The sequence below is a fragment of the Virgibacillus sp. NKC19-3 genome, from assembly GCF_019837165.1.
Lineage (GTDB): Bacteria > Bacillota > Bacilli > Bacillales > Amphibacillaceae > Virgibacillus_L > Virgibacillus_L saliphilus.
In genome coordinates, this window is sequence record NZ_JAGYHC010000001.1 from 2,666,793 (window position 1) to 2,683,774 (window position 16,982).

Sequence of the window (16,982 nt, forward strand, 5' to 3'; positions counted from 1 at the left end):
CATAATTTCATTCTATTCCTATCTTTTTCATATATGATTGTCCCTTAAAATTCCCATCTCTTTAATATGCGATTTTGCTCGCTCATCACCACAGTCATATAACATCTGGAATGTTTCCATCATATTGCTGTCATAATCATCATTTGGTTTATCGTGATGGTAAGGCATAATTGGTACATGGGCCCGCCAAAATGAATGGAAGCTTGCATCATGCAAATTCTCCAGCTTGGAACGTAATAAGCTGACCTCATCATCTGTTGCGTGAATGACAAATTCCTCATTGTTATCATATTTAATTTGAGAAATTTCTCCAGATCCGATATTTACGTAATACTTTTTCTTTTCCAACACTGCACACCTCCTAAGCTTAATTTGCCTAAAAAGTATAAAAAGCATGCATGAAAATTCGTTTAAAAAAGAGGCTGGGACAAAAGTATTTTTAACAAATAAAATCCGAACATACATCGCTTCGGAAATATACTTCGCGCACCTTAGGGCGGCTGGTGATCCCCCTTGTGCTCGTCGTATTGCAAGCGACTTCGAGGGGAAGCACTCCTCGCAAAAAAGATTGCTATCGCACTTCGGTGTCTCACCTATGCCTTTTCTCCCGCTGGAGTCTCCGCATATTTCCTACGCTAAGTTTGATAATGTTCGTCTTTTTAATGAAACACGTTTGTTTTGTCCCAACCTCAAATCTCATTAGGAAGTTATTGCTGTTTGTTGATTTTGGTTGGCAAATACACAGCGCCCTTTACCATGTGGAATACACATTGGTGTCCCAAACCTTGGATCATAAGTTACATCACATTTCATTTGAAAAACATCATGAACTAAATTACATGTAACAATTTCCTCCGGTTTTCCTTTTGCATAAACCTGTTTATCTTTAATGGAAACAACATGGTGCGCGTAGCGGCATGCAAGATTTAAATCATGCAATACCATGATGATCGTACGTCCGTCTTTTTCATTCAAATCAAATAATAAATCAAGTACATCAATTTGATGCGCCATATCTAAATAAGTTGTCGGTTCATCAAGTAGGATCGCATCCGTCTCCTGCGCCAATGTCATGGCAATCCAAGCACGCTGACGCTGACCACCGGATAAGGAATCAACAGGGCGATCCTTTAAATCAAGCATGTTTGTTGATTCAAGTGCGTGATGAACAGCATCTTCATCTTCTTTAGACCATTGTTTTAGGAAACCGCGATGCGGATGTCTCCCTTGTTTGACAAGTTCCATTACAGATAAACCTTCAGGAGTAACAGGGCCTTGCGGTAAGATAGATAGCTCCTTTGCAACTTCTTTTGTCCCCATCTTCGCGATATTTTCACCATCTAAAATAACGTTACCGCCTTTTGGCTTTAGCAACCTAGCCAACGATCGTAATAATGTAGATTTTCCACTTCCATTAGCGCCAATTAAGACAGTAATTTCGCCTTTAGGTATTGCTATATCTAAATCATCTATTATAATATTTTCCCCGTAACCAAGGGTTAAATCAGTTGCGGATAGTGTTTGCATCGGAATCGCTCCTCTACATTCATGCATAAAAGCACACACACACATATCTATGTATATGTTCAAATTTTTCCAAAATGCCTATTCTAACTATCTCTATTGTATTTGCTGTTCCGTGATTAGTCAATGATAATCGTTTTCATTTAGAAGCGACAGTTTTGTGAATAACACGTGTAGTGACAGTCAGTTTATTTAACTACCCAACGCGTTTAAAACGTCATCGATGGTTTCTTCCGAAGCTATTACTCCCGTATTTGTCCAATTACTTGGATCATCGATAGTATAAACATTGTCGTTTTTGGCAGCAGGAGTTTGTTGCCATACAGAACTGTTTTCTAGGGTTTCTACCCCCTGTTCTCCTTCTTCAGCAAGTAAAAATACATGGTCTGCTTCCAGCTCAGAAAGCGCCTCAAGTGAGATCGGATTCCATTGTGTTTCTGCATTACCTAGGTCTTCAACAAGTGATGGAGCATTTATACCCACTTCAGAGTAAAGTACTTCTGCACTGTGTCGGTCTTCTTCAAATAAAAAGAATTGATCTCCTGTGGTCCAAATGGCAGCAATGGTTTCATCACTAATTGCTTCGTCTAATTGTTCACTAGCATCGTTCACTTTTTCCTCGTATTCCTTTAGCACCGATTCAGCTTCGCTTTCTTTCCCCAACATTTTTCCAAACGTTTCAATCTGATTACGCCAGTCTTTCGTAGTTTCTTCGGTCATGACATACGTTGGAGCAATTTCACTGTAATCTTCATAACTTCCTTCATAGCTTTCCATATCATTTTCCAATATGATAAGATTAGGTTCATAGCTAAGGACTTGTTCCAAAGGTAGATCCCATTCCATGCTTGGTACATCTTCCAGATCAACCTCTAGGTAGTCTTGAATCTGTTGGCCGATTGACCATTTAGCTATAGGCGTAACATCTAGTGCGAGTAAAGCATCTTCATGAAAAGGAGCTAAAACGTTATTCGGATCTTCTGGAATGCTAACTTTCCCCATTTCCGAATCAAGTGTCACTTCCCCACTAGCATCGTTTTCAGGTTCCGAAGTAGCATCATTATTTCCACATGCAGATATAAACAGTACTAGTCCCATTACCATTACGATAAAATTTAGGTGAATTTTATAATTTGAATACATATGTATGGCTCCTTTATGTTATAATTGACATCTAATGGTAATGATAATCATTTTCAATTATAAAGTCAATTACAATTCAGGGGAAAACGATGCTATCAACAATCAACCACTCAAACTTATTAAGAACAATTATAAATATTTCTGCCATCCTTGCATTACTCTTTTCAATCGGGATATCCGTATCGTACGGTACTACTGATATTGATCTCCTAACTGTTTGGCAGGCCATTTTTCATTTTAATCCGGATTTGACAACACACCAGATTATACAGGAATTACGTCTACCTCGAGCATTTACTGCACTTTTCGTTGGTGCGTTTCTTGCAGTGTCTGGTGCCATCATGCAAGGAATGACTCGAAATCCATTGGCTTCCCCATCCATTATGGGTGTTACAGACGGGGCTGCTTTTGCACTTGTGATCATGCTCGCATTTTTCCCAACTGTCTCAAACTCGGGTATAACGGTAGCTTCCCTTATTGGTGCTGGTCTGGCTGTAACACTTATATTTATGATAGGTTCCTTCTCTAAAGGAGGATTAACACCTGTTAAATTGGCACTGGCGGGTGTTGCCATTGGCACAATGCTAAGTTCGATATCCTCTATGATTTCATTGCATTTTCAATTAGAAAAAGAAATGGGCTTTTGGCTGGCAGGTGAACTTGCTGGAGCGAATTGGACCTCCGTTCAGATTCTCTTGATTGCAGGAACTATAGGAATGGTTCTAGCACTTGCTATCGCGAAATCCATTACAGTGCTCAGTCTAGGCGAAGATATATCTACCGGTTTAGGTCAAAATAATATCCTGACAAAAATACTAGGAATATTCGCTGTACTGGTCTTAACAGGCGCAGCTGTTTCCATTGCCGGAGCAGTGGGTTTTGTCGGGCTTATCATACCACATATTACCCGCTTTATTATGGGGACGGATTATCGATGGATCATCCCATCATCCGCAATATTTGGAGGACTTTTACTTGTGTTGTCTGACGTTGTTGCAAGGGGTATTAATGCTCCTTTTGAGACACCCGTAGGAGCTATTACTTCCCTTATCGGTGTTCCTTTCTTCCTTTACTTAGCACGTGGAAGTGGAGGTGGAAAATCATGAATACAAATGGGGAAACATCAAAGCGAAAAAAATTCTTGTGGATTATGATCCTGTTAATCACACTGTTGATTGTCCTATTTTTTATTAGTTTACGCACAGGTGTCATTCAAATCACACCAGGGGAAGTTTTACAAACACTATTGAATAATGGAACAAATAAACAAGAACTCATCCTGTTTGATTTTCGCTTGCCACAGATCCTGTTAGCATTATTAATAGGGGCAGGGCTGGCGATATCCGGGGTTATCCTGCAAGGAGTCACTCAAAATGAACTCGCGGATCCAGGGATTTTAGGGATAAACACAGGTGCTGGGCTCGCAGTTGTATTATTTATATTCTTTTTCCGGGATAGCCTTGATACCACAGGCTCACTGTCTATTTTTATGATGCCTATATTTGCATTAGTCGGAGCAATGGGTGCAGCATTTTTAATTTATGTATTAGCATGGAAAAAGGGAGTAAATCCGATACGGCTTATTTTGGTAGGTATCGGAGTGAATGCAGGGTTTAGTGCTTTTCTTGTGATTTTCCAGTTACAAATGGATCCGCAGGATTTCAGACAGGCTCATGTGTGGCTATCTGGGGATATATGGAACGCAAATTGGGCTTTCGTGCTTGCCTTGTTACCTTGGATACTCATTCTTATACCAATTGCATTGCATAAAGCAAGTGCGCTAAATGTATTAAACTTAGGGGATGAAGTAGCATCCGGCTTAGGGTCAAATGTAGAAAGGGAAAGGCGCCTGTTATTGTTCATTGCCGTTGCACTAGCAGGTGCATCGGTAGCAGCTGGCGGTGGAATTGCCTTTTTAGGATTAGTCGTTCCACACATCGCACGAAAAATAATCGGACCATTGCATCAATATATTATCCCAATCTCGACATTAATTGGCGCATTACTCTTAATGGTGGCAGATACAATCGGCCAAAATTTACTGGCTCCAACAGAAATCCCCGTTGGGATCATTGTAGCAATCTTGAGTGCACCATATTTTGTCTATTTATTAATGAAAACAAAGTAATACCTATCAAGGAGGGCTTTCTCATGCCGGACAAATTCGAATTATACGACGTCACCATCATAGGTGGAGGGCCTGTTGGATTATTCACTGCTTTTTATAGTGGGATGCGGGAGATGAAAACAAAAGTTATTGAATATTTACCATTCCTTGGCGGTAAAGTCCCCTACTTCTATCCAGAAAAAATCATTCGGGATGTAGGTGGGATTCCTCAATTATCCGGTGAGCAGTTAACCGAAAATCTAATTGAACAGGCGAAAACATTTGATCCAACGATTGTGTTAGAAGAGCAGGTAACCGAAGTGAAAAAATGTGAAGATGGAACCTTTCTCTTAACAAGTAGTAATGGCGCGAGACATCATACAAAGGCCATTATCTTGGCCACTGGATTTGGTATATTAAAATCCGTTAAATTAGACCTTCCCGGCGCCGAAGAATATGAAGAAAAAAGCCTTTATTACACGATTCGAAAGTTGGATCATTTTAAAGGAAAACAGGTGCTAGTATCCGGTGGCGGAAATTCAGCAGTTGATTGGGCGAATGAACTGGAATCCATTGCAGAAAAAGTTACAGTGGTATATCGTAGACCATCATTCTCCGGAATAGAAAGCAATATAACAAAAATGATGAATTCTTCTGTTGACATTCTTCAGCCATATGAACTGGTGGAACTAAAAGGAAAGAATGGACAGATTTCTAGTACTATAACTAAACATACCGATACACATAATCAAAAAGAAATCCCCGTAGATAATATCATTGTGAATCATGGATTTCACATTGATCTAGGAGCTATAGAACAATGGGGCATGCAAATGAATAATGGCTCCATTCAGGTAGATGATCAGATGTCTACATCCATCCCGGGCATATTTGCTGTTGGTGATATAGCAAGCTTTCCCGGTAAATTGAATTTAATAGCTGGTGGTTTTAATGAAGGACCAATTGCTGTTAACAATGCGAAATTGCATTCATCGCCAGAGGCTCAGCTGGAAACGATATATTCTACGAACTATGAACCGTTGATAAAAGAAGATTAAATCGACAATAAAGGACGATACACACGCAACTACTAGGTATCGTCCTTTTACTTCTTATTCGAAATCGCTACTGTGATAATGATAAAGTAGGCTTTTTTCGCGTTAACAACTTTTATGGCACTATATTGCCTGCTGCTTTATAAAGCTCATACCATTCAGCTCGTGTAAGTGGAATTTCCGATCCTGCGCTCATCTTTTGCAGACGATCCATTTTCGTTGTACCACTAACGACTTGGATATTCGCCGGGTGACGTGTGATCCACGCAACTGCAATGGCCTCAGACGCTACATCATATTTTTCGGCAAGCCTATCCAGCACCTTATTCAGTTCAGGAAAACGATTATAATCTCCAACGAATACGCCTTCAAAGAATCCGGCTTGAAAAGGCGACCATGCTTGTAAAGTGATATCTTTAAGACGGGAATACTCAAGTGTACTGCTATCGCGATTAACCGACTGATCATTGGTCATATTCAATGCAATTCCTGAGTCGATGAGCGGCGTATGCGCGATCGAAAGCTGCATTTGATTAACGACAAGTTTTTGTGATAATGTGCTTTGAAGCATTTCTATCTGCATTGGATTATGATTGGAAACACCAAAATAACGAACCTTCCCACTATTTTCTAGTTCGTCAAATGCTTGACTCACCTCATCTGGTTCCATCAACGGATCCGGCCGGTGCAACAGCAAAATATCCAAATAATCCGTCTGCAGGCGTGACAACGTTCCTTCGACAGACCTTAAAATATGTTCTTTAGAGAAATCATAATAGCCACCCTTTTTTTGAATCCCGCACTTACTCTGAATAATCATTTTTTCCCTCATGGAAGCATCCATAGAAATCGCTTTGGAAAAGAGTGATTCGCATTCCCCATCACCATAAATATCGGCATGGTCGAAGAAATTAATTCCCGCTTCTTGAGCCGATTTCACAAGTTGATCAATTTCCTGGAGAGAAAGGGAGTTGATGCGCATATTTCCCATAATAATATTGGATGCAGACAAATCTGTTCCGGGTAATGTCGTGTATTTCATGATATGTATGACCTCCTGATTCTTATTATATTCTATATTCATTTTCCCTTTTTAGTAACGTTTAAACCATATCCGTATGCAATAACCCAACTTCAAAAATTACTTTTTTCACTATTGCCTAACATCCACCCATTTTTTCTCAATGATATTAGGCCCCTTCCGGCGATTATGAAGAACATATAATTCCCGTCTAGGGTCTTCTTGATATACTTTCATAGCATCTGGAGAATTAGAAAACGTTTTTTAAAGGAGCGATCTCATCTAAAATACGCTCTCTTTTCTCATCTGTATGTGCTCGAACAGCTTCTATCAAAACCCATTGTTCCGGAAAAGCCTGGCGTACATTTTCCAACTTCATTTGAGTCACCTCCAAGTGTGTAATGGCAATAAAGTTGTCTAAAAAGCAATACATTATGCCACAATCGCGCCATCATTGCATTGGGAACAGAGTATTTTATGATTATTTGCCCAGCTTTTTAAATTTGTTAAACCATTTAATTCCTTTGCTTGAACTATAATTGCTATCTTATCATCATCTTTTATTTCTTTATTACAGTTACTACATTTTAAGTTTGGAGAAAACATATAATTCAAATCCTCCTTTTCAGTTAAATGGCCCTATTCTGGCACAACAACTGCGCTTTGTTAACGAAAGAAAACAGCGTATATTATAAAACCGACTACAAGAACAAGAATTATTATTCCAGTTCCCTTCCAACCCAAACTACCTACAAGATCAGTAAGTCCACTTCCATGAATGCTACTGGAAGGATTTTTTAATTCTTCTTGCCTTAGTCTTTCTCTTTTTTCTTCGGGCGTTTCTTTATTTTCGCCCATTTTTCCACCCCCAAAAGTTTAATTTCACAAAATGGTCCGTTTGTTGCAGTGTCACAATTCAAGCATTAACGCAATTGTATCCAACTTTTTTAATCAGTTATCGGATTTTATTAAACCACTCAACACCAAGATTATTTGCTCATGCTCCCTGATCAAAAGTTAAGAATAATTCAGATAACCATTTAATGCATGTTGTCTAACATTTTTTCCTTTAACCCATTCAGTAAAATCTATTTCCAGCACTTCTCCACCAGGTATCGCAGTTAGAATTTTATCCTCTTCAAACAGGTATGCAAAAGTATGCATCGTTCCGAAAAACGCATCGTACGCTTCGTTATACAGCGGAGTCGTTGCGTCTCTGAAACGATTAAAAGCTTCTTGTCCATTGAGCTTTCTCAAGTTGCTTTGTGATAAATAGTCTAATCGCCCCTGAGTACCTTCCAAATTTTCGCGGTTCAGGTTGTTCATTTCTTGTTTCTGGAAGTGATTCGTGCAAAATAAAATATCATTGTCTCTTCTTACCTTGATATCGAATGGCGATTCCTCGACAACTACTGTATGACCTTCAGCATCGCCTATTGAAAAATTATAACTCCAGGAATGAGGCAATTGTCGGATCATCGTTATAGCCTCATCTGTATTTTTGCATGTATCGAGTACTATTCTTATGACACTTCCCGCAGTGAGTCCTTTCTGTGTATCTTTGTCATTAATAAAATGCAAAGCGACAGCTAACCCATTTTCGTTAGCACCTTCCGTACGTCCCAGCATATGCAAACTATGACCTACACTTGCATACCCTTCTTTTGGCTGTACAAAAACAAGACGGGAATCATATAGTTCGGGCGAAAAATCATAGTTCCTGACAAGCATCTTATCATTTACAACGGAAGAACAACCCATACCTTGAATTTCCGGGGTGCCATAGCCACTGAACAGTGCAGCTTTGTTAAAAGATATATCCATGGAATCAGCAAGCCCAGACAACTCCTCTAGTAAATGGGGTGCATACAAATGATATAAATCTTTTAACTCATCCAGATTAATTCCATCAACGTCTACGATATTTGAATACATATTTATCAACGACTGATCCACTTGTTTACCTTGTTGGTAGCCAATATCGTATGAAGACCCTCGATACTGTTCTATAGATATTTGGAAATCCTTCATGTATCTATTTCCTCTCTGAAATAATTTTTCAAATACTGATATTCCATGACTTAGCCCTTCCATGCTGCACTGTTCTTTATTTGGGAATAACATATGGCTCACTATATTTCTATTACTGAAGAAAAGCTACGCTCATCTGCTGACCTTTCATTGTCTTATACCATTGCATTGGGAACAAAGTACTTTATGTTTTTTGGCAAAGCTTTTTAAATTTGTTATGCCGTTTAATTCTTTCGCTTGAACTACAATTGCTATCTTATCAGTCTCCTCTACTTCTCTATTGCAATTACTACATGTTAATTTTGATGAAAACATATACTCTCCCCCTTGATTATCTGGCGAAAATGGCCTATTATTCACCAACGGCTTGTAGAAGTTTGATTCTAAGATTCATATCTCATTTTCCAAAAGCGAATTGTGCGTAGTTGTAGATTAATAGTCTTTTATAATGGTAAATTTATTCTGTTCAAGCGTTGTCAACACGGTAACTTATTAAAACATCTTTCGGTTTAAAGCCAGCTTTCATATAAATGTGATTGGCTTGACTATTTGTATTATCTACAGTTAATGTGATCTCATTTATTTGTGGATATGAAAATATTTCTGAAAGCGCCTCTTTTAGCATCATGGTACCCAAACCCTTATTTTGGAATTCATCTGAAATACCAATATATTCTAAGGATGCCTCTTCCATTTCCGTATCAATTTCAAAGTAGGCGTAGCCTTGCAACTCGTTAGATTTGGTTTTGAGCACTCTTAAAACATTTTCATTATTAAGTCTCTCTTTAATCGTTTTTGCGTCATAGTATGTATTCGGAAACGTTTTGTTATGCAATTCTTCAAATGCTTGAAAATCACTTTGTACAAACGGTGTGCTTTTTATTTCACGAACTCCATCAATATCTTGCTCTTTCATTTCCAAATTTAGGTGCTCGCCGGTCTTTTCTGCTTTTATTTCTTCCATAAACATGTTTTGCTGGGTATTTTCCTTATTAATGAAGAATTCAAAGGTTTGAACTGTTGGATTCGCATTTAATATATTTTTCCATAGTTCATGCTGCAAATTAACAGAGGGTGTTTGATTAAAGGGTCCCCATACTTCAGCAGTAGTTTCATCTATATCTAAGCCAATAGCTGCCACTATTTCTCCTGAATTATTTCTTGCGATAAAAAATGTAACATCACCATCATCACCTATAAAATCTTCCTTTAGTGTCTGGTGGATTTCCGCAGGCTTTTCTCCACAAAAGCCAATGTGAGAATTTTTATGCTTATTGATATCAGATAAAAAAAGGGATAGTTCCTGGAAATCTACAACTTTTTCTATTGTCACATCCAATTATATCACCATACTTTTATATTTTTCCCCTAGCTTAATAAGAATTATGTCACATTTCTGTCATTTTAACAATGAGTTATTCCTCGATTTTCTCACTGTTTTGTTCCTTTTGTATTATTTTAGGCCAGCATTCGCCCCATCGACATAAGCCATCAGTTTTAAAGATCTGAATCTATCCGACCTTTATCAAATTGCTTTTTGATTCTGGAATATTTCACAAAAACATAAGCACTCTATAACGGAAAATTTCATTAATTTTGCTTTTTGGACTTAATGATAATAAAAGAAGGTCTCCGCTTTTCATTTATTAACTTTGGCATTTGCTTTAGCCCAGCTGAAGTTGATTGTGGTTCGATAATTTCATCTAACACGAGACCACTTTCAATAAGTGTATTTATCAAAGTAGATATGGTTCTATGATAGACAACCACTCCGTCGACGTACCAATCATGTTCTCTCATGCCCTCTTCTTGGTAATTATCGAATGCCCAATGTAATTTATGACCTTCCTTCGTTTTTATCCAATGATTGTTTCCTTTTCGGGCTGTTACAATCGGATGTTCCGTTGAAAAGATAAATTCGCCGTTGGTTTTTAATAGCCTATTAATCTTCCGGACCAGTTCTGCATAATCTTCTACATAATGTATGGATAAAGAGCTTATGATTAGATCAAACTTTTGATTGCTTAATTTCAAGTCTTCCATTGGCATACACAAAAATTCTATATGATTGTCCTTATTTATCCTTTTAGCACGGTCGATCATATTATTTGAGATATCTACACCTATTACACTTTCTGCGCCATTTTCTATACAATATTTTGAAAAGTGACCATCCCCACAACCCAAGTCTAATACCGACTTTCCCTTCAAGCTTGAAATTATCGATTTAATTGCTGGCTGTTCAACAAAATTATTATAGTTTATACCACTTGCACGTAATGCCGTATAATTCTTAAAAAAGGTTGCATTATCATAAATATTTTGCTTCATTTATTTGTCCCCTCGCCCTACCATTAAACCTTCACTATTTTATTTTCGGACAGATAAATATTGGCAGTATTTCCTTTTGCTATTAGATTACCTAAATCCATTGAAATCATCTTCCTAATTTCCCGAAAATAGTTAATATAACTTCTTTTCATAACAGGGGAATTCATGAACTCGGTTGAATGCATTTCTGATTGTTGCTTTTTCATCCCCCATATAATGCCCAAAAACCTGAATGGGATAGAAATCAGAAAGCTCACTTTTTAAGATCCCCTTCATTTCTGAGGCACCGTCCATAAATACGTGTAAGTAAGAGTCAACATTTGAAAATGTATTTTTTTCATACCATTTATTTACCCAATCATCATCTCTTGTCCATGCTTCAAGACGATTTAATCCCTTATCTTTTGCTATATTTTCTGCCTCTATGAAAAGCTTATTCCCAATACCTTGTCTGCGGAAATCTGGATGTACAGCGATATGCCATATCATTCCTCCAAGACCCTTTCCTCTTGAACAAACCGTACCCTCCTTAACTTCATATTCAATATCTATCAATCCAATTACTTTATCATCATATACTGCTACTAACTCAATTGCAGGGTTTTCATACTTTTCTTTTTCTTTTAAAACGTTATCATAATAGGAGGTATCTAAAAAAGCTAATACTCGACAACGCACCCATCCCTCACAATCATCGTCTCTGTATTTTCTGATCAACATACATCCACCCCACCCTTTTCAGTTTGTGAATATAATTAAAAAATCGAGCTTACTGTTTTGAGGAATCCTGCTTATTTAAGAAAATGTATCCTTTATTCCAAATAGGTGTCCGTTAGCTGAAGAAAGTTAATAAACACATTTCGTTTATTCATTTATAAGTCATCTTGTACAAATCCTAATTCGTTTCCATCTATATCACAGATGGTGAATTTTCTACTTCCATAAGGGGTAGAAAATAATGCTTCAACAACATCAACGTTGTCCTTTAATTCTTCCCATAGGCGATCGACATCATCAACATAGAAATTAAAACGTCCAAAAGATGGAGAATGTTCCGATTCCATTAAACCAAACATTGCTCCTCCTTCATGTGCAAAGTGAACATAATTTGGTCTTTCAGGAGGCCATGAGGCTACAACGGTATATCCTAATACTGCTTCATACCATTTTACTGCCTTTTTTAAATCTTTTACGTTCGCACGCACATGTGAAAGTCTTGTTTTCATTTTGGATCCCCCTTTAACACAGATGCATTTAATGCATATTCAAAAGCGGCGATAATATCAGCTGCGTCCTCTATGCCCACCGAAATTCGTACTAGCCCTTCTGTGATGCCAAGTTCCTTCCTGGAATCTTCAGGAACCGCACGATGCGAAGTGGATATGGGATAGGAAACAGACGTCTCCACACCTGCCAACGTAGGAACGATTTTTATCCAGTCTAGTGATTTGAAAAAGTCGACTATATCACATTTCTCAGTGATATCAATGGTGACAATCGCGCCGTTTCCTTTCGATGACACATTTTCGGGATAATAAACATGTTGCACCGCTTGATTTTCTTTTAATGCACTGGCTAAAGCTTGAGCGTTCTTGGCATGACGCTCCATTCGTACACTTAACGTTTTTAAACCGCGACAAGCCAGCCATGCTTCAAAAGGACTCAAATTACTGCCTAAATGAACCACTTTTGATTTCGCTTTGGCAACCAGGTCTTCCCTACCAACTAGCACGCCTGCAGTAACATCACTGTGCCCGCCAATGTATTTCGTTGCACTATGCACAACGAAGTCAACGCCCGCTTCAAATGGCGTACAGAAATAAGGGGTTGCGAACGTATTATCAACCATTGTATAAAGATTATGGTTCTTAGCAATAGCAACTAATGTGGACAAATCCTCTACCCGCAGTAATGGATTCGTGATAGATTCTGAATAAATCAGTGTCGTAGTAGATTTGATAGCTTTAGAGATTTTTTGCTGGTTCGTGAAATCAACGAATGAAACTTCAATCCCAAAATCCGGCAAATCATTTGCTAATAGTTCATATGTACCACCATAGATATCCTTAGAAGCAACAATATGGTCACCATTTTTCGCAACACTCAATACTCCTGCTAAAATTGCCGATAATCCTGAAGAAGTCGCCACACCATGCCGGGCACCTTCCAACTGTGCAACTGCTTCGCCTAATTCATCTGGATTTGGATTACCAACCCGGGTGTACAAATAATCATTCTCTCCGTTAAAATACTCTTCTAGATCATCAAGATCGGTAAACGTAAAGGCAGAGGTCTGGTAGATTGGCGTGACCTTACTTGTAAATGATTTCTTTTCTTTATTGGATAGATGAACTGCTCTTGTATCAAAATTTTGTGTCATTTCGCCTTCTCCCTTATCTTTCATAATAATACTATCTACTTTAACGCACTAAAAAGAAAAATACCAACATATGATATCATATAACCGTTTTAATCGGACAAATGCCCTTATTTAAATAATAACATAAGACTCATTATCATAAATTAGACCAAAAAACAAACCTCCTGACAATTCGTAGAGGTTTGTTTTAAAAAAATATGCGCTCACTTTTCCACCACTATTCCACCAAATCCAACAAACGCTCTCTAACCAACTTATTGGAAGCGTTCCGTGGTAGCTCTTCAATAAAATAAATTTGCTTTGGTACCTTGTATTTGGCCAGACATTTCACCGCATAATCGATGATTTCTTCTTCTGTTACGGCACTATTTTTTACAATACATGCTACGGGTGTCTCCCCCCATGTATCATCTTTTTTCCCGACGACCCCGATTTCTTTGATCTGTTCCATCCTTGATAGGACACTTTCCACTTCGGATGGGTAGATATTTTCCCCACCGGAAATAATAAGGTCATTTCTTCGGTCTGCTACATATAAAAAACCTTCCTCGTCAAGGTAACCCAAATCACCTGTAGCCAACCATCCATTTGACAATGTTTTCTCCGTTGCTTCTTGATTATTAAAATAACCTTTTGTCACCATTGGCCCTTTTACATAAATTTCTCCGACCATATCTTCATTCGTATGATTGATCTTTAATTGTGCCGGGACTAATGGCTTTCCTGCTGAACCAATTTTACGTAAAGCATCCTCTGGACTCAATGTTACTATTTGCGAAGCTGTTTCTGTCATCCCGTACGACTGAAAAACAGGGATATTGCGCTCTTTCGCCTGTTCTAATAGCGGTCTTGGTGCAGGGCCACCGCCTAGAAGCATGCAACGAAATGATGCAGGATAATGGCCTTCTCCAAGACGTGTAACAAGCCGAGATAACATGACGGTTACCACAGAAACGATCGTTACATCTTTGGTAGTGATTGCTTCATGAACGGTATTTTCATCGAATTTTTCCAGTAAATAAACAGGTATTCCATAAATGACACTACGAAGAAAAATCGAAAGGCCACTTACATGAAAAATGGGTAATGCAGCAAGCCACTTATCTTTCTTATTGATGCCAAGATTCAAGGCAGACCCTATGGCACTCCACCAGTGATTGCCATACGTGTGGATAACTCCTTTCGGAAACCCTGTTGTTCCTGATGTATACATAATCGTAAAGGCATCGTCCAAATGGATTTCCTCTTTCAGGTTGATTTCATATTCCGGTAGTCTGTCCATTTCTGAAAATGGCTTTACAGGAACAGATAACCCCATTTGTGTTACCGCTGATTCATCATCCGTTAATAGAATCGAAACCTTTCCATCCCTCAGTTGATAATTTAATTCCTCTTTTGTTAATTTTATATTTAGCATCACAGCAACGGCACCAAGATAGCTTAATGCATGGATAGCAATAACCATGGATACGTTATTTGTTGAAAAAATACCAACATGCGAATCCTTCGTTACACCAATGCCCGCCAATTTTTTCGCAAAGCGTTGGCTTCTTTCCTTCAGCTCTAAAAAGGTTATTCGATCTTCATCTTCCGTTTCAATCGCTAATTGCTCAGGTGCGAGATTTGCTTGTTTGGTTAACCAGTGCGGGATCTTCTCCGACATAGTCATTCCTCCTATTCATGTCAGATAAAAACCTTTGCTGCGATGAGCAAAGGTTTTTCTTAAAAATCAATCACGGAAAGCGTGGGAACTGCTTGAAATCCGGTTTTCTTTTTTCTTTAAACGCGTCTCTTCCTTCTTTTGCTTCATCGGTTGTATAATAAAGAAGTGTCGCATCTCCACCCATTTGTTGTAGACCAGCTAATCCATCCGTATCTGCGTTAAACGAAGCTTTCAGGAATCGTAAGGCAGTAGGAGATTTTTCCAACATTTCCTCGCACCATTGTAACGTTTCTTCTTCTAATTTATCTACGGGAACAACGGTATTGACGAGTCCCATGTCATAGGCTTCTTCCGCGCTGTATTGACGGCAAAGATACCAAATTTCACGTGCGCGCTTATGGCCAACCATGCGTGCCAATAATCCAGCACCATAACCGGCATCAAAGCTCCCTACCTTTGGTCCGGTTTGCCCGAATACGGCATTATCTGCTGCGATGGTTAAATCACAAACAATATGCAATACATGTCCGCCGCCGATAGCATAACCGGAGACCATGGCAATGACAGGTTTCGGTATGGTACGGATTAAACGTTGTAAGTCAAGAACGTTTAAACGAGGAACCTGATCCTCGCCAACATAACCGCCATGCCCACGAACCGATTGGTCTCCACCGGAACAAAATGCTTTATCTCCAGCCCCGGCTAAAATAATGACACCAACAGACGAATCGTCACGTGCATCAGCAAACGCATCAATCATTTCATTGACGGTCAGCGGTGTGAATGCATTACGCTTTTGCGGACGGTTGATCGTCACCTTGGCGATACCATCCTGTTTTTCATAAATTATTTCCTCATATGCTTTTGCTTGTTCCCATTGTGTTGTCATACGTAATTCCTCCTTGTGTAAATACTTACTAATGGCTAAAAATAAAACTCGCCAGCCGTTCACCAAATATGTTGGGTTGTTCGACGTGAACAGCATGTCCCGCATTTTCGATGATATCTAAATGACTAGTGCCAAGACAATTATTCATTCGTCTATTGATCGCAAGAAATTTTTCATCATATATGCCGGTAATGAGTAAAACCGGTTTACGGAAATGTTCCATCTCATTCCACCACGAGGATTGAGACCCTGTCCCCATGTAGCGAAGCGATTGTGCGAGACCATGAGCGGATTGAGCTAATCGCTCTTGTCGAACGCTCGCTTGTATATCGAGCGGTAAATGCTTTTGTGTTTGAAACAACGGAATGTTTTCCCAAAAATCAACAAAGGCTGACATACCCTCGTTTTCTATTTTTTGTGCAAGCTGCTCGTCTTTTGCCATCCGCTGATCACGTTCATACTTGGTGTCTAAACCCGGAGAAGCACTTTCCAGCATTAACGATTGGATATACCAGGGGTAAGTTATCGCAAAGGATAAAGCCGTTCTACCACCCATGGAATAACCTGCCAAATGAAATTCTTTAAGTTGTAAATATTGAACGAATGCTGCTAAATCCGCGCAACATTGTTCCATTGTTTTTGGTGATGGCGTTGTCGTTTTACCATGGCCAGGTAAGTCAATCGTAATAATGCGTAGCTCATTTTTCCAGTTTGCGATAAATTCATTCCACGTGGACGTACTTCCGGTGAATCCGTGTAACATGACGAGAGAAGGACCCTTAGGCTTTCCATGTATTTCATACCAATAGGAAGCATCATCAATTGAAAAATACAATCA

Annotated in this window: 20 protein-coding genes; 3 read left to right on the forward strand and 17 right to left on the reverse strand. The window is 38.8% G+C overall.

Going from position 1 to position 16,982, the window contains the following annotated elements:
• Window positions 1-27 precede the first annotated feature (27 nt).
• The 3 genes from KFZ56_RS12925 to KFZ56_RS12935 all read right to left on the reverse strand — a co-directional run bounded on the left by KFZ56_RS12925 (window position 28) and on the right by KFZ56_RS12935 (window position 2,667).
• Window positions 28-351, reverse strand: a complete 324-nt coding sequence (locus KFZ56_RS12925) for a hydrolase (protein ID WP_309228298.1) — start codon at window positions 349-351, stop codon at window positions 28-30.
• A gap of 348 nt (window positions 352-699) precedes the next feature.
• Window positions 700-1,527, reverse strand: a complete 828-nt coding sequence (locus KFZ56_RS12930) for an ABC transporter ATP-binding protein (protein WP_222642332.1) — start codon at window positions 1,525-1,527, stop codon at window positions 700-702.
• 189 nt (window positions 1,528-1,716) lie between these two features.
• Window positions 1,717-2,667 carry an iron-hydroxamate ABC transporter substrate-binding protein gene (locus KFZ56_RS12935; RefSeq protein WP_222642333.1) on the reverse strand — a complete coding sequence of 317 codons (951 nt, stop codon included), beginning with the start codon at window positions 2,665-2,667 and terminating at the stop codon, window positions 1,717-1,719.
• 89 nt (window positions 2,668-2,756) lie between these two features.
• Here KFZ56_RS12935 and KFZ56_RS12940 point away from each other — a divergent pair, with 89 nt between their 5' ends.
• The 3 genes from KFZ56_RS12940 to KFZ56_RS12950 are packed head-to-tail and all read left to right on the forward strand — an operon-like array spanning window position 2,757 to window position 5,832.
• Window positions 2,757-3,773, forward strand: a complete 1,017-nt coding sequence (locus KFZ56_RS12940) for a FecCD family ABC transporter permease (protein WP_222642334.1) — start codon at window positions 2,757-2,759, stop codon at window positions 3,771-3,773.
• Complete coding sequence (locus KFZ56_RS12945; RefSeq protein WP_222642335.1) at window positions 3,770-4,795, forward strand: FecCD family ABC transporter permease; 1,026 nt, start codon at window positions 3,770-3,772, stop codon at window positions 4,793-4,795. The genes KFZ56_RS12940 and KFZ56_RS12945 overlap by 4 nt, the downstream gene beginning before the upstream one ends.
• 23 nt (window positions 4,796-4,818) lie before the next feature.
• Window positions 4,819-5,832: an NAD(P)/FAD-dependent oxidoreductase gene (locus KFZ56_RS12950; protein ID WP_222642336.1), complete on the forward strand. Its 1,014-nt coding sequence runs from the start codon at window positions 4,819-4,821 to the stop codon at window positions 5,830-5,832.
• Window positions 5,833-5,944: 112 nt separating this feature from the next.
• Here KFZ56_RS12950 and KFZ56_RS12955 read toward each other — a convergent pair whose 3' ends face one another.
• From KFZ56_RS12955 to menH, 14 genes are all read right to left on the reverse strand, one after another.
• Window positions 5,945-6,871, reverse strand: coding sequence for an aldo/keto reductase (locus tag KFZ56_RS12955; protein WP_222642337.1), 927 nt, complete (start codon window positions 6,869-6,871; stop codon window positions 5,945-5,947).
• 229 nt (window positions 6,872-7,100) lie between these two features.
• A complete protein-coding gene (locus KFZ56_RS19590; protein WP_255585134.1) occupies window positions 7,101-7,229 on the reverse strand; it encodes a hypothetical protein in 129 nt (42 codons plus the stop codon).
• A 53-nt stretch (window positions 7,230-7,282) separates the two neighbouring features.
• Window positions 7,283-7,456 (reverse strand): hypothetical protein, encoded by a 174-nt coding sequence (locus tag KFZ56_RS12960; protein ID WP_222642338.1) that lies wholly within the window; start codon window positions 7,454-7,456, stop codon window positions 7,283-7,285.
• 60 nt (window positions 7,457-7,516) lie between these two features.
• Complete coding sequence (locus KFZ56_RS12965; protein WP_222642339.1) at window positions 7,517-7,708, reverse strand: DUF6366 family protein; 192 nt, start codon at window positions 7,706-7,708, stop codon at window positions 7,517-7,519.
• Window positions 7,709-7,867: 159 nt separating this feature from the next.
• Complete coding sequence (locus KFZ56_RS12970) at window positions 7,868-8,881, reverse strand: C45 family autoproteolytic acyltransferase/hydrolase (RefSeq protein WP_222642340.1); 1,014 nt, start codon at window positions 8,879-8,881, stop codon at window positions 7,868-7,870.
• Window positions 8,882-9,028: 147 nt separating this feature from the next.
• Window positions 9,029-9,196 (reverse strand): hypothetical protein, encoded by a 168-nt coding sequence (locus tag KFZ56_RS12975; protein ID WP_222642341.1) that lies wholly within the window; start codon window positions 9,194-9,196, stop codon window positions 9,029-9,031.
• Between the two features lie 151 nt (window positions 9,197-9,347).
• Window positions 9,348-10,214: a GNAT family N-acetyltransferase gene (locus KFZ56_RS12980; protein ID WP_309228352.1), complete on the reverse strand. Its 867-nt coding sequence runs from the start codon at window positions 10,212-10,214 to the stop codon at window positions 9,348-9,350.
• A 257-nt stretch (window positions 10,215-10,471) separates the two neighbouring features.
• Window positions 10,472-11,212: a class I SAM-dependent methyltransferase gene (locus KFZ56_RS12985; protein ID WP_222642343.1), complete on the reverse strand. Its 741-nt coding sequence runs from the start codon at window positions 11,210-11,212 to the stop codon at window positions 10,472-10,474.
• A 132-nt stretch (window positions 11,213-11,344) separates the two neighbouring features.
• The gene (locus tag KFZ56_RS12990) at window positions 11,345-11,932 is read right to left on the reverse strand and encodes a GNAT family N-acetyltransferase (protein WP_222642344.1); all 588 of its coding nucleotides are present in this window, start codon (window positions 11,930-11,932) and stop codon (window positions 11,345-11,347) included.
• Window positions 11,933-12,084: 152 nt separating this feature from the next.
• A complete protein-coding gene (locus KFZ56_RS12995; protein WP_222642345.1) occupies window positions 12,085-12,438 on the reverse strand; it encodes a VOC family protein in 354 nt (117 codons plus the stop codon).
• Window positions 12,435-13,592 (reverse strand): trans-sulfuration enzyme family protein, encoded by a 1,158-nt coding sequence (locus KFZ56_RS13000; protein WP_222642346.1) that lies wholly within the window; start codon window positions 13,590-13,592, stop codon window positions 12,435-12,437. Before KFZ56_RS13000 ends, KFZ56_RS12995 begins: the two co-directional genes overlap by 4 nt.
• 217 nt (window positions 13,593-13,809) lie before the next feature.
• Entirely contained in the window at window positions 13,810-15,255 is a 1,446-nt protein-coding gene (locus KFZ56_RS13005) for an o-succinylbenzoate--CoA ligase (RefSeq protein WP_222642347.1), read from the reverse strand.
• 70 nt (window positions 15,256-15,325) lie between these two features.
• Complete coding sequence (gene menB / locus KFZ56_RS13010) at window positions 15,326-16,144, reverse strand: 1,4-dihydroxy-2-naphthoyl-CoA synthase (protein WP_222642348.1); 819 nt, start codon at window positions 16,142-16,144, stop codon at window positions 15,326-15,328.
• Between the two features lie 28 nt (window positions 16,145-16,172).
• Window positions 16,173-16,979, reverse strand: coding sequence for a 2-succinyl-6-hydroxy-2,4-cyclohexadiene-1-carboxylate synthase (gene menH / locus KFZ56_RS13015; protein ID WP_222642349.1), 807 nt, complete (start codon window positions 16,977-16,979; stop codon window positions 16,173-16,175).
• Between the last annotated feature and the right edge of the window lie 3 nt (window positions 16,980-16,982).

What these genes read in the sequence shown, in the direction of transcription:
- KFZ56_RS12930 (WP_222642332.1), bottom strand. Translation starts at nt 1,527, where the DNA reads ATGCAAACACTATCCGCAACTGATTTAACCCTTGGTTACGGGGAAAAT.
- KFZ56_RS12935 (WP_222642333.1), bottom strand. Translation starts at nt 2,667, where the DNA reads ATGTATTCAAATTATAAAATTCACCTAAATTTTATCGTAATGGTAATG.
- KFZ56_RS12940 (WP_222642334.1), top strand. Translation starts at nt 2,757, where the DNA reads ATGCTATCAACAATCAACCACTCAAACTTATTAAGAACAATTATAAAT.
- KFZ56_RS12945 (WP_222642335.1), top strand. Translation starts at nt 3,770, where the DNA reads ATGAATACAAATGGGGAAACATCAAAGCGAAAAAAATTCTTGTGGATT.
- KFZ56_RS12950 (WP_222642336.1), top strand. Translation starts at nt 4,819, where the DNA reads ATGCCGGACAAATTCGAATTATACGACGTCACCATCATAGGTGGAGGG.
- KFZ56_RS12955 (WP_222642337.1), bottom strand. Translation starts at nt 6,871, where the DNA reads ATGAAATACACGACATTACCCGGAACAGATTTGTCTGCATCCAATATT.
- KFZ56_RS19590 (WP_255585134.1), bottom strand. Translation starts at nt 7,229, where the DNA reads ATGAAGTTGGAAAATGTACGCCAGGCTTTTCCGGAACAATGGGTTTTG.
- KFZ56_RS12960 (WP_222642338.1), bottom strand. Translation starts at nt 7,456, where the DNA reads ATGTTTTCTCCAAACTTAAAATGTAGTAACTGTAATAAAGAAATAAAA.
- KFZ56_RS12965 (WP_222642339.1), bottom strand. Translation starts at nt 7,708, where the DNA reads ATGGGCGAAAATAAAGAAACGCCCGAAGAAAAAAGAGAAAGACTAAGG.
- KFZ56_RS12970 (WP_222642340.1), bottom strand. Translation starts at nt 8,881, where the DNA reads ATGAAGGATTTCCAAATATCTATAGAACAGTATCGAGGGTCTTCATAC.
- KFZ56_RS12975 (WP_222642341.1), bottom strand. Translation starts at nt 9,196, where the DNA reads ATGTTTTCATCAAAATTAACATGTAGTAATTGCAATAGAGAAGTAGAG.
- KFZ56_RS12985 (WP_222642343.1), bottom strand. Translation starts at nt 11,212, where the DNA reads ATGAAGCAAAATATTTATGATAATGCAACCTTTTTTAAGAATTATACG.
- KFZ56_RS12990 (WP_222642344.1), bottom strand. Translation starts at nt 11,932, where the DNA reads ATGTTGATCAGAAAATACAGAGACGATGATTGTGAGGGATGGGTGCGT.
- KFZ56_RS12995 (WP_222642345.1), bottom strand. Translation starts at nt 12,438, where the DNA reads ATGAAAACAAGACTTTCACATGTGCGTGCGAACGTAAAAGATTTAAAA.
- KFZ56_RS13000 (WP_222642346.1), bottom strand. Translation starts at nt 13,592, where the DNA reads ATGACACAAAATTTTGATACAAGAGCAGTTCATCTATCCAATAAAGAA.
- KFZ56_RS13005 (WP_222642347.1), bottom strand. Translation starts at nt 15,255, where the DNA reads ATGTCGGAGAAGATCCCGCACTGGTTAACCAAACAAGCAAATCTCGCA.
- menB (WP_222642348.1), bottom strand. Translation starts at nt 16,144, where the DNA reads ATGACAACACAATGGGAACAAGCAAAAGCATATGAGGAAATAATTTAT.